Below are 10,926 nucleotides of genomic sequence, written 5' to 3'. Positions count from 1 at the left end.
AACCTTTAGCGCGCGTTCAGCTGATTCGTCACGGCCGATTACGGGCAAGCGCGGCGGCGAGCGCAAGGCTTTGCGTTGATTTATTTGTGCAAAACGATGTTGCGATCGTAGCCCTTCGTGGAGCGGCTAGCAAAAAAGGCAGTGAGACGATGGACGTTTCCAAATCCTTCAACTTGGGAAAGACACAGGCGGAGCTGGACTTTGTAAACATTGATCCATGCAAAGACACTCCTGTGTTTGTCGATCCTTATGCCTTGGAGATCAAAGGAGACGAGTGGTCGACTCTTTGTGCTGACCATTTGCGTTCGTTTTTTACTGCCGTGCTTGAAGCCCTCAAAACAAATAAGATGAGTAGGGCGCAACACTTAACCAATCATCTCGGCGAAGCAGGCGAGACGTATTTAGGGGTGTCAAAGGGTCGTCCACAGGGGAGGGGCTTAGGTCCGTCAAAATCTGGTGACTTATTATCGGCATTGGCGGCGAGTAGAGCAGTTCAAACCGGAGTCCTTTCCGATTTAGCAGAAGCAGAGCTTTTTATTAGAGGAATAGGAAGAGACATTATCTCTGATTTAACAACGAATATTATTCGCTCACCTCTTATTGCGTATACTCAATCGCAATGTGAGTTGCATGGGATACCAATCATATCGAATTGTAGTGTTGGCCCAACCTGGGACGCAACAACGGAAAATTGGATACAAGCGTATCAATCGCTTCCAAGAATACAGGGATCGCCGATTATCCTTGTGCCAAAATATTCAGTACGGCGCTCACTATCTTTAGACAGCCAAGAATTTTACAATCATCATATGATCGAATTTTTGCAGCAAGAGTATTTAGCGGCGAGCTCATCCTTAGTTCATACGCTTCAATCTGGAAGGAGACGTGTATACAAAAAAGATGTAAAGAAACGCCACCCTTTCATAAAAGATGATATGGCCGATTTTGTAAAAAAGAACCCTAAAGTATTAGAGCAGTATCGCGAGCTTAAAGGTGCTCAAGGTGCACTAGGTAGCAGCGATTTCGATGAGACGTTTGACGAAATGACTTTTGCGACGGCTTTGTCTGTCACACTAGCATCAATTCCAGCTGGTAACGATGCCGCGACACAGTATCATTCATTTATGACAGGTGTTCTCGAATTTTTGTTCTATCCGGCACTCATCTATCCGGTCAAAGAAAAGGAAATTCATGAAGGCCGTAAAAGGATAGATATTAAATACACAAACGCCGCAGAGCGTGGTTTTTTTGAAAGATTGCTAAAAGCACCGCAAACGCGCGCAATCAATGTGATGGTCGAGTGTAAAAATTATTCGAAGGAAATAAAAAATCCAGAATTAGATCAAATGGGTGGTCGCTTTGGCCATACGAGGGGATTTTTTGGTATTCTTTGTTGCAGGCACATCGATGACAAGAAGCTTTTTGCTAAGAGGTGCAAAGACACAGCGCTAGACACGCGGGGGTATATATTGGCGCTAGATGATGCAGACATAACGGGGTTTCTGAGCCTAGTTGCGAGCGGGTCGAGACGAAACATAGATCGGGAGCTTCAGCAAAAATTAGATGCATTGCTGAACTAAAATCGCGGGTTCGACCGCTTCCACCTCGATTTGGCGGGCAGCTTTACTGGCGCAAGGCCGTCCCACCCTGGGCAAAAAGTCGCGCCAGTTGACGCCAGCTCCCCACTCAGCACCAACCCTCTCCCCAATGCCCACCCCTACTCAGGACTCTTCCGATACTCCTCCAGCCTCGTCCGAAAACCTTCGGCGTCGCCATATTCCAAAAATTTCTGATAGCGCGCGTGCGGATCGCGGATCCGGAGCGCGTGCTTGATCGGGCACCAATGCTGCTCGGTCCGGCTGGCGATTTCACGCGCATAGGCGATGACGCCATTCGCGTAGCTGCAAAAGGCGCAATTGATCGCCTCGATCAGATTTAGATAGCCGAGGCGATAGCGGTCGAAAATGAGATAATCCGACCGCTTGACGCGAGGAATGCCATAGGCGCGAAAGCAAATGTGCTGGTAAATCGTCACCCAAATATCGAGCAGGGCCAGCGGCGCCAGCAGCGAGTATATAATCGGCGACGTTAAAAAATTAAGCGCCGGGGTCTCCTTGAAGAATTGGATGAGGCTCATCCGCAGCCGGCGGTGCCGCTCGATCGCCTCGCGCTGAAAGGCGGCGATATTTTCGGTGAGGGCGGGGCCATAGAGCGCGCGGCCCTTATCGACCTCCCTCTCCAGCTCCTCCTCAAGATCATGGATGCGCGCGAGGATGGCGGCGATCTGTTCATTCATGCGGCGCGCTTTCAATCTGGAGGGGAAAGCGCAGGATAGCCCGCCATCTCACAGCCTGGACAGCGAAAACGCGCCCGTCCAGCGGCTTACCCTTCCTCTATCGAGTTGAACAGCGCATCGGCGAATTCCTCCGCCGGTTTGAGGCCAACGATGTCCTGTTTGCCGGCGAAGGTGAAGCGCGGGACCTCATGAACGCCCGAAGCGCGGATGTCGGCCATCTCCTGCCGGAGCGCGGCGGCATCCTCGCTCCCATTGAGGAAGGCCTCGACCAAAGCGGGGTCGAGGCGCGATTTCGCCGCTACGGCGATCAGGACGGTGCGGTCGCCAATGTCGAGGCCCTGCAGGAAAAACGCCTGGAACAGCCGCTCGACGATTTGGGTTTGCACCCCGAACCCATAGGCAAAGCGGATCAGCCGATGCGCATCGAACGTATTGGGCTGGCGCTGGATCTTGTTGAAGGCGAGCTCCAACCCGAATTCGCGGGCCATTTCCGCTGGGCGGGCAAGCGTCGCCTCGGTCTCGGCGCCGAATTTCGCTTCCAGATAGGCGCGGCGGTCCTGTCCCTGCGCCGCCATGTCGGGATCGAGCTGATAGGGATACCAGCGGATGTCGACGGCAAGACCCGGCACCGAGGCGACGACGGCGTTGACGAGCCGCAGGCCAATGAAGCAATAGGGACAGACGACATCCCCGACAATATCGATCGGGATCGGTCCGGGTTCGTCGCTCATGAAAGGCTCCTTGTCGCTATGGCTTTAGAGCGCTTTCCGATCGAATGTGAGTCATTCGATCGAACAGAAATCGCTCCAAAGTTAAGAAGTCTGAGCATATTCTCGTTAGACGAGAATATGCTTTGGCGCCGAGCAAGACAGCAATTTCCGTGCTCGGACGAAGAGGCCCAGCCAGGAGCGGCGCCCAAAACCTCAATTCGTCCGTGAGGGCGCGCGGCGCGCCTTGGCGAGCGCGGCGGCAAAAATGTCCTGCGATGGCGCGCCGGGCACGACGACATCCTCGCCGAAAATGAAAAACGGCGCCCCGGTCAGGCCAAGCCGCCGCGTCGTCGCCAATTCGTCCTTCACCGATTGCACGTCGTCCTGGCGCGCGAACAGGTCGATGAGCGTTTCGCGGTCGAGGCCGGTCTCGACGCCAAGCTCGATGAGAAGGCCCCGGTCGCCAATGTCTCGCCCTTCGATCAGATAGGCGCTGAACAGCCGTTCGACCATCTTGCCTTGAATGCCGCCGATCTTGGCGATGCGCACGAGCCGATGCGCGTCGAGCGTATTGGGCATGCGTTGAATCTTGTCGAAGGCGAAGGCGAGGCCCGCTTCCCGCCCGGCCGCCGCGATCTCCCGCTCGACCTCCTCGACCCGGTCGGCGCCCAATTTCTTGGCCAGATAGGTCTGCCGCGGAAACCCATCCGGGGGGATCGAGGGGTCGAGCTGATAGGGCCGCCAGCGCACATGAACGGGACTGTCTTGCGCCGCGACCGCCGCCTCGAGCCGGCGCTTGCCGATATAGCACCAGGGACAGACGACATCGGCGATTGCGTCGATGGCGACGAGCCTGGTTTGGGTTTCGCTCATGGCTCGGTCCTTCGGCAAAAAGCGGGCGGGCGGCGCCGCTGCGTTCACGTTTAGTATTTTTCGGAAGCCAAGCGCAAATTGGCGCCCTACTCATAATGGGCCTGATGGATGGGCGCTTGCGCCCAGGAGATGATCGCCATGCAAGAATTCAGCCCCGAAGGGCTCAGAATCGTGGATGAGACGGCGCGGCGCCATGGCGTCAGCAGCGAGGCGGTCGCGACGCTGCTGCGGGCGCTGGCGCTCGGCAATGGCGTCCAGGCCCAGTTCAACCACCCGGATCTTGGCGGCATGGGGCAATGGTCGCAAGGCGGCATGATCATGGTCGGCGATATGTTCAACCAGGGCCTCAAATATCGCGTCGACCGGCTTTGCTCCGAATTGGCCGATCTCTTGCGCGCTCAGCCCTTGTTCGAGCCGCGGAAATCCAGCCAATCCCAGTCCCAGCACAGCGCGTCGGACGGGGTCAGCCTGTTCATTTCCGGCGCCGCTTCCGGCCAATGGTGGCCGGACGAACTCGGCGCTCCGGCGGCGACCGGCGCCCAGAATGATTTGCGCTACGCCTTCTTCCCGGCCTCCCGCCGCCTCGCGATTCAACATGATGGCCGGGTGAGCGTCCATGATGCGGGCGACCATCAGATCACCGGCTTCTCCCAACAACAGGGCGGCGATCAGTCTTTGACCTTCACCAGCCAATATGGGCTCGTGCGCGTCGCCGACCTGCCTTTGGTTTCGCCTGGAGCGTTTTCAAGCCAAGCGGATGCTGGTTCGCGCCAAGAAAATACAACAAGCCAAGGAGCCGGCGGCCGCGATGGTTTTGGTTCTTCGCCTTCGACGCCCGCGCCGCAAGCGCCGGCGAGCGCCGCGCCCGCGCGACAATCCGCCGACGATATTTTCACCATGATCGAACGGCTGGCGGATCTGCGCCAGAAGAACATTCTGACGGAGGAAGAATTCGCCGCCAAAAAGGCGGAGCTTTTGAGCCGGCTGTGAAAGTGCTCTTACTCTTCTTTATCGCATTTTCTTAACGCGAACCCGCATCCGCTTTTTACGAAAATCTCGTGAAGATGCGCGGCGGCGACGGCGCCAGACCATTGCGCAGCGGTCCTCACGGGGAGGGCTAGCTTTTACGAATACGATAAACATCCGCGCCATTATTGAACGCGCAATCGACGGATGTCTGCACAAAAGGGAAACCTAATGATTATCCAACAAAGCTTACGAAAAGTTGTTTCCGCCATTGGCGCCGCCGCGCTGTTGTTGAGCGGCGCTGCGCAACCCCTTGAGGCTTGCACCGGCATCCGCCTGACTTCACAAGACGGCGCCGTGGTTCACGCGCGAACGCTGGAATTCGGCATCGACATGCAATCCGAGCTGATGATCGTTCCGCGCGGCTATGCGCGGACGGGAACCACGCCGGACGGCAAGGAAGGGCTCAAATGGAAGGCGAAATACGCCAGCGTTGGGCTTAACGGCGTGGGCAAGCCGTTCTTGTTCGATGGGTTGAATGAAAGAGGTTTGGCTGCTGCGCTATTCTACTTCCCAACCTCCGCAGAATACATGCCCTACGCCGCGGCCGATGCGGGCAAGGCCATGGCGCCTTGGGAGCTGGGCTCATGGATGCTTGAGAACTTCGCCAGCGTCGAGGAGGTAAAATCCAACATCGGCAAGGTTGTCGTTCCCGCCGTGGTCTACGAGGGATGGGGTTTCGCTCCGGAGGTTCATTTCATCGCCCATGACGCCTCCGGGAAAAGCATCGTGATCGAATATGTTGGCGGCAAGCTCAATGTCTATGACAACTTGTTGGGCGTGATCACCAACTCGCCGGCGTTCGATTGGCACATGACCAATCTGCGCAACTATGTGAACTTCTCAATGACCAACGTTCCGCCAGTCAAGCTGGGCCCGATCACGCTCGAGCCGTTCGGCCAGGGCTCGGGGATGCTTGGGTTGCCTGGCGACTTCACGCCGCCGTCGCGCTTTGTTCGCGCCGTCGCGTTCAGCCAGTCGATCTTGCCGTCAAAGACCGAACGCGACGCAGTGTTGCAGGCGTTTCACATCCTCAATCAATTCGACATTCCAAAGGGCGCCGCCCGCGACCGCGAAAAGGATGCGCACGGCAATATTCCGGCCGATTATACGCAATGGACCTCCGCCGCCGATCTCAAGGCGAAGCGCTACCATTTCCGCACCTATGACAACAGCCAGATCCGAATGGTCGATCTCATGAAGATGAACCTAGACGCCAAGGACATCGTCAAAATCTCGATAAAGGGCGATGAGGTTTTCAAGCCGCTGAACCCCTGAAGGGCGTTGCGGCTTGGATCAACGGCGTCATGCCGGACTGGCTCAACCGTCCGGCATGACGCCGCGAGGCGGTATTCGACGGTGCGGATCGTTCGAAGCGTTTGACGTCGTTCCGACCGCCGATGGCGTGCCGAAGCAGGCTGTCAATTGACTTCGCATGTCTGATCCATCGGCTGTATCCTCATCCAAACATTTTGCGCAAACGTAATCCCTTCTACATAAAACCGACATATCGCCAATTTAAACTTATGAAGAGCCATGCATATACAAGTGCGCGGACGAGATTGGTCTGACATCTTTTGTGCGCTCTCTGCCCCTGGCTCGTTTCTTTAGCCAACTGCTCGAATGAATCACGTTTTTCCGAACGGGGTTCGGCGGCATACGCGCCTTGCGCAACCATGACCGGTAGATACCGGGGGGAACTTCATGAAAAGGCTTCTGCTTTCAACCGCGCTGCTCGCAGCGGCGGCCATCGTCAATCATTCGGCGATCGCCGATGACCGCCTAAACAACGGCAAGCTTACAATCGCCGTTTTTGGCGATTGGCCTTACAATCAAAACTTGCTGACCAATGCGCCGCTTCTTATCAACTCGGTCAATGCGGATCCCGCCGTCAGCCGCGTGATTCATGTCGGTGACATTCATTCCGGCAGCTTGGCCTGTACGAGCGCCGGCATTCTGCCTCCGATATCCGCCTCGAATCCGGGCTGGAATCAGCAGATCTATTTCCAGTTCCAGCAATTCAAATCTCCTGTCGTGTATACGCCAGGCGATAATGAATGGACTGACTGCCACAAGGCCAAGGAGTTCAAGAGTGGCGATCCGCTCAAGGAATTGGCGAGCGTGCGGAGCCTGTTTTTCGCCAGGCCCGGAAAGACTTTAGGGCTCGAAGAGAAAAGCGTGTGGAGTCAGGCGATAGATTTCGATCCGGCGTTTCCTGCCGACGCCCAGTTCGTTGAAAACGTGATCTGGGAAGACGAGAAAGTGGTGTTCGCGACCTTGAATATGCCCGGGTCGAACAATGATGCCTTGCCATGGACCAACGGCTTTGAGAACCCTTCCTTGCAGGCAAAGGAAGTTGCCGACCGCACCGCCGCCGATATCCGGTGGCTGAAGGCGGCGTTCAATTTGGCGATATCCCGACGCGCCAAAGCCGTGGTCATCGCTCTGCAAGCCGATATGTGGGATCCGGCGGCGATTGTTCAGGGCGGCGATGGGTTGAACGGGTACACGCCCTTTGTGCAGCAATTGGCCAATCTCAGCATTCAGTTCGGCCGGCCAGTGCTGCTCCTCAACGGCGATTCGCATGTCTTTGGGACTGATCATCCGCTCGCGAATCCGAGCAGCGCGATAGGTTTGATCCACCACACCCAGCCCGTGGCCAATCTGACGCGCATCACCGTGCAAGGTTCAACGAATAAGCCGGCCGAGTGGCTGCGACTGACCATCGACACGCGCACGTCTGGCGTCTTCAGTTGGAAGAACGTTCCATACTGCGCCGATCCGCTGTCCAGCTGTCAATAATAGAAAGACAAGACAGATCCGTTAGAGCGCTAAAGCGGATCTGTCTCCTTTACTAAGAATCTCTTTTGCTTTGACTCTCGGCCAAATGCATAGGGGCGCCGGCTCCTCGGCCTCATACGGCGCGCGCTCATCTCGGCTCCGTTTCAAAGGCGCCCACCCGAAACCCGTAGGCTAACTTCCTCTTTCGCCGCCGCTCCCCGACCTCTGCGCGAACGCCCGCGCCATTTCGACGAATTCGCTCGGCATCATGATGATGGTCATCGTGTTCTGCTCGGCGCCGACTTCGGTGATCATCTGCATGCGGCGCAATTCCAGGCCGGCCGGGCTTTGCATGATGATTTCCGCCGCCTGCCGCAAAAGCGTCGCGGCTTCGACCTCGGCCTCCGCCTTGATCCGGCGCGCGCGCTTTTCGCGCAGAGCCTCGGCCTCTTGCGCCATCGCGCGCTGCATGGATTCGGGAATTTCGACGTTTTTCATCTGGACGCGCTCGACCTTGACGCCCCAGGGTTCGGTGACGCGATCGATCGAGGCCTGTAGCGCCTCGGAGATCGCCTGCTGCTCCTTCAAGACGTCGTCCAGCGTATGCTGGCCGATGACGCCGCGCAGCGCGGTCACCGCGACCTGAACGACCGAATCGCCAACATCGACAACCTCGACGACGGAGCGTTTGGGATCGATCACCCGGCGCCAGATCACCGCGTTGATCTTCACCGGCACATTATCCTTGGTGATCGCCTCCTGCTGCTCCACCGCCGTCGTCATCGTCCGCAGATCGATGGTCCAGGCTCGATCGATCAGCGGGATCAGCAGATAAAGCCCCGGTCCCGCGGTGCGCATATATTTGCCGAGCCGGAACACCACGGCCCTTTGATATTGGTTGGCGATCCGCACGCTGGCGAGGAGAAGCAGCAGCGCGAGGACCGCGAGGCCGATGGAAAGGGGGGAGGCGCCAATCATCGAGATCTCTCCAATTGCCCCAAGGCAGTCAGACGCGTCAGGGCTGCTTTTTCCACCATGTATCTAGCGTCGCGCCGGCCGTCGGCGAACCATAGCGCGGCAGCCGCTGCGGCCGCGCCAGCGTCGATGAGGCCGCGATCCATTGATCGGGCGCGTGAAACAGCGGCACGATATAGAAGCCCGACAGGAGCGCGCGGTCGTAGGAGCGCGCGGCGGCGATGAAATCCTCGCGGGTTTTCGCCGAGAGAAGCGCGGCGATGAGCGCGTCGATCGCCGGCGATTTGGCCCCGGCGAGGTTGAACGAGGCTTCCTGATCGGCGCTGGCCGAGCCCCAGCGCGAGCGCTGCTCGTTGCCGGGCGAGGCCGAGGCGAGCCAGCTTCCGAGCATCATGTCGAAATCGAATTTCTGCCGCCGCCGCTGGTATTGCACTTCATCGACGAGCCTGATCTTGACGGCGACGCCGACCCGCGCCAGCGAATCCGCATAATTGAGGGCGAGGCGCTCCTGGCTGCGATCTTTTACCATGATCTCGAAGGCGAGCGGCTCGCCGCCTTTCACCAGCCGGCCATTGTCAAGTTCATAGCCCGCCTCGCGCAAGAGAGCGAGGGCGCGTTTGGGCTCGCTCCGGTCCTGTCCCGATCCATTGGTCCGCGCCGGCGCCCATCGCCCTTCGAGAATATCGGCCCGGACCGCGCCGGGAAATCCCGCGAGCAGGGCGCGCTCAGCAGGGCTCGCCGGCCGCCCGGTCGAGGCGAGGTCGGATTCATCGAAAAAGCTCGCCGTGCGCTTGTAGAGTCCATTGTAGAGATTGGCGTTGATCCACTCGAAATCGAACAGAAGCCCCAAGGCCTCGCGCACTCTGACATCGGCGAAAAGCGGCCGGCGCAGATTGAACGCGAACCCTTCCATGCCCTTGGGGCCGCCGATTGGCAGGCTTTCGCGAAAGACGCGATGGTCGCGCATCGCCGGGAAATCATAGCCGGTCGTCCAGCGCACCGGATTGGTCTCGACCCGAAAATCGAGGAGGCCGGCCTGGAAGGCCTCGAACAGGCTGTTGGCGTCGCGGAAATATTCGATGTCGATTTCATCGAAATTATAGAGGCCGCGGCGGATCGGCAGATCCTTGGCCCAATAATTTCGATCGCGGGCGAGGATCAACCGCTCGCCCGGCCGGACGTCGGCAATCTTGTAGGGCCCGGAGCCGGTCGGGACTTCCAGGCTGGCGTCGTCGAACCGCGCCAGATCGATCTTGTGGCGGGGCAGCACAGGCATCAAAGCCAAGGTCAAAGGCATTTCCCGGTCGCCGATGCCGGCAAGATCATAGGAGATCGTCAAAGGGTCCGGCGTTTCGACCGCCTTCACCAGCCCATAGGCGGCGCGCTGCTGCGGCCGTCCCCTGGTCTTGAGGAGATCGAAGGTGAAGCGGACGTCGGCGGAGGTGATCGGCGCGCCGTCCGAAAAATGGGCGCGCGGATCGAGCCGGAAGGTCACGCGGGAGCGGTCGGCGTCGGTTTCGATGGACTTTGCGATCAATCCATAGAGCGTGAAGGGCTCGTCGAGGGAGCGCGTCATCAAGGTTTCGAAGACATTGCCGTTCAGTCCCTGCGCGGTCGAGCCGGCCTTCAGGTTGAACGGATTGAGACTGTCGAACGTGCCCAAAAACCCGATCGCCAGGCGCCCGCCCTTTGGCGCATCGGGCGCGGCATAAGGCAAATGATCGAAATCCGCCGGCAGGTCGGGCTCGCCATGCATGGCGATCGCCGGCTGGGGCGCCGAAGCGGCGGGCTCGGCCTCCGCGCGAGATTGAGCGGCCGAAACCGCAAGGGATATGAAAGCGGCCGCGAAAACAGCCAAGGCGAACCGAATCAAGCGCTGGGTCATCGTTGCAATCTAAACTATCGAGATGTGATTCGCATGGCCAACGCGGGCGGGGGCGGATTGCGCCGTGGCGCGCCGAACCGCTTGGCGCAAGCTGAAGCGGGGCGCGGCGAGCTGTTTTCTCCGAAAAAGCTTTGTATTGAGAGTAACTTGCGAGATCGCGCGAGTCGCGGTCCGTTGCGGCAGGAAAGCGGAAATCCGGCCTGGGCCAGAGCCGCCGCCGGACTCGGCCGCCGGACTTGCAAGCAGGCCAAATAATGCTTAACCCAAGCAACAAAGCCGATTTCGCCACAATCGAGGCGGCACCATGCGCGCCTTTCTTGACGGCGGCACACAATCTCGGCTTTGTCTGCCGCTGGTTGCTTCTATCGCCGGATGAAGAG

Annotated in this window: 9 protein-coding genes; 4 read left to right on the top strand and 5 right to left on the bottom strand. The window is 58.5% G+C overall.

The window, feature by feature from the left end; all coding sequences use genetic code 11:
* Positions 1-86 precede the first annotated feature (86 nt).
* Positions 87-1,580 (top strand): hypothetical protein, encoded by a 1,494-nt coding sequence (locus tag DL86_RS19645; protein ID WP_156964462.1) that lies wholly within the window; start codon positions 87-89, stop codon positions 1,578-1,580.
* 137 nt (positions 1,581-1,717) lie between these two features.
* Here DL86_RS19645 and DL86_RS03795 read toward each other — a convergent pair whose 3' ends face one another.
* The 3 genes from DL86_RS03795 to DL86_RS03785 all read right to left on the bottom strand — a co-directional run bounded on the left by DL86_RS03795 (position 1,718) and on the right by DL86_RS03785 (position 3,879).
* Positions 1,718-2,296 (bottom strand): hypothetical protein, encoded by a 579-nt coding sequence (locus DL86_RS03795; protein WP_036258335.1) that lies wholly within the window; start codon positions 2,294-2,296, stop codon positions 1,718-1,720.
* An 86-nt stretch (positions 2,297-2,382) separates the two neighbouring features.
* On the bottom strand, positions 2,383-3,027 hold the full coding sequence (locus DL86_RS03790) for a DsbA family oxidoreductase (protein WP_036258334.1): 645 nt from the start codon (positions 3,025-3,027) through the stop codon (positions 2,383-2,385).
* A gap of 192 nt (positions 3,028-3,219) precedes the next feature.
* A complete protein-coding gene (locus DL86_RS03785; protein WP_036258606.1) occupies positions 3,220-3,879 on the bottom strand; it encodes a DsbA family oxidoreductase in 660 nt (219 codons plus the stop codon).
* Between the two features lie 138 nt (positions 3,880-4,017).
* On the opposite strand from DL86_RS03785, the gene DL86_RS03780 reads away from it, so the two are divergent.
* The 3 genes from DL86_RS03780 to DL86_RS03770 all read left to right on the top strand — a co-directional run bounded on the left by DL86_RS03780 (position 4,018) and on the right by DL86_RS03770 (position 7,707).
* Positions 4,018-4,869: an SHOCT domain-containing protein gene (locus tag DL86_RS03780; RefSeq protein WP_036258605.1), complete on the top strand. Its 852-nt coding sequence runs from the start codon at positions 4,018-4,020 to the stop codon at positions 4,867-4,869.
* Positions 4,870-5,076: 207 nt separating this feature from the next.
* Positions 5,077-6,183 (top strand): linear amide C-N hydrolase, encoded by a 1,107-nt coding sequence (locus DL86_RS03775; protein ID WP_036258332.1) that lies wholly within the window; start codon positions 5,077-5,079, stop codon positions 6,181-6,183.
* Between the two features lie 561 nt (positions 6,184-6,744).
* Entirely contained in the window at positions 6,745-7,707 is a 963-nt protein-coding gene (locus DL86_RS03770; RefSeq protein WP_245276217.1) for a hypothetical protein, read from the top strand.
* A 171-nt stretch (positions 7,708-7,878) separates the two neighbouring features.
* Here DL86_RS03770 and DL86_RS03765 read toward each other — a convergent pair whose 3' ends face one another.
* Together DL86_RS03765 and DL86_RS03760 are read right to left on the bottom strand one after the other, a co-directional pair.
* Complete coding sequence (locus DL86_RS03765) at positions 7,879-8,664, bottom strand: SPFH domain-containing protein (RefSeq protein ID WP_036258327.1); 786 nt, start codon at positions 8,662-8,664, stop codon at positions 7,879-7,881.
* A gap of 37 nt (positions 8,665-8,701) precedes the next feature.
* Positions 8,702-10,546, bottom strand: coding sequence for an extracellular solute-binding protein (locus DL86_RS03760; RefSeq protein WP_036258325.1), 1,845 nt, complete (start codon positions 10,544-10,546; stop codon positions 8,702-8,704).
* Positions 10,547-10,926 lie beyond the last annotated feature (380 nt).

The sequence above is a fragment of the Methylocapsa aurea genome (assembly GCF_000746085.1).
In the GTDB taxonomy this organism is placed as follows: Bacteria; Pseudomonadota; Alphaproteobacteria; order Rhizobiales; family Beijerinckiaceae; genus Methylocapsa; species Methylocapsa aurea.
Note: the sequence above shows the minus strand (reverse complement) of the source record. Positions and strands in the feature narration are given on the sequence as shown.

Bases quoted from the DNA above. Each gene is read 5' to 3' on its own strand.
- DL86_RS03795 (WP_036258335.1), bottom strand. From the start codon at position 2,296: ATGAATGAACAGATCGCCGCCATCCTCGCGCGCATCCATGATCTTGAG.
- DL86_RS03790 (WP_036258334.1), bottom strand. From the start codon at position 3,027: ATGAGCGACGAACCCGGACCGATCCCGATCGATATTGTCGGGGATGTC.
- DL86_RS03785 (WP_036258606.1), bottom strand. From the start codon at position 3,879: ATGAGCGAAACCCAAACCAGGCTCGTCGCCATCGACGCAATCGCCGAT.
- DL86_RS03780 (WP_036258605.1), top strand. From the start codon at position 4,018: ATGCAAGAATTCAGCCCCGAAGGGCTCAGAATCGTGGATGAGACGGCG.
- DL86_RS03775 (WP_036258332.1), top strand. From the start codon at position 5,077: ATGATTATCCAACAAAGCTTACGAAAAGTTGTTTCCGCCATTGGCGCC.
- DL86_RS03765 (WP_036258327.1), bottom strand. From the start codon at position 8,664: ATGATTGGCGCCTCCCCCCTTTCCATCGGCCTCGCGGTCCTCGCGCTG.
- DL86_RS03760 (WP_036258325.1), bottom strand. From the start codon at position 10,546: ATGACCCAGCGCTTGATTCGGTTCGCCTTGGCTGTTTTCGCGGCCGCT.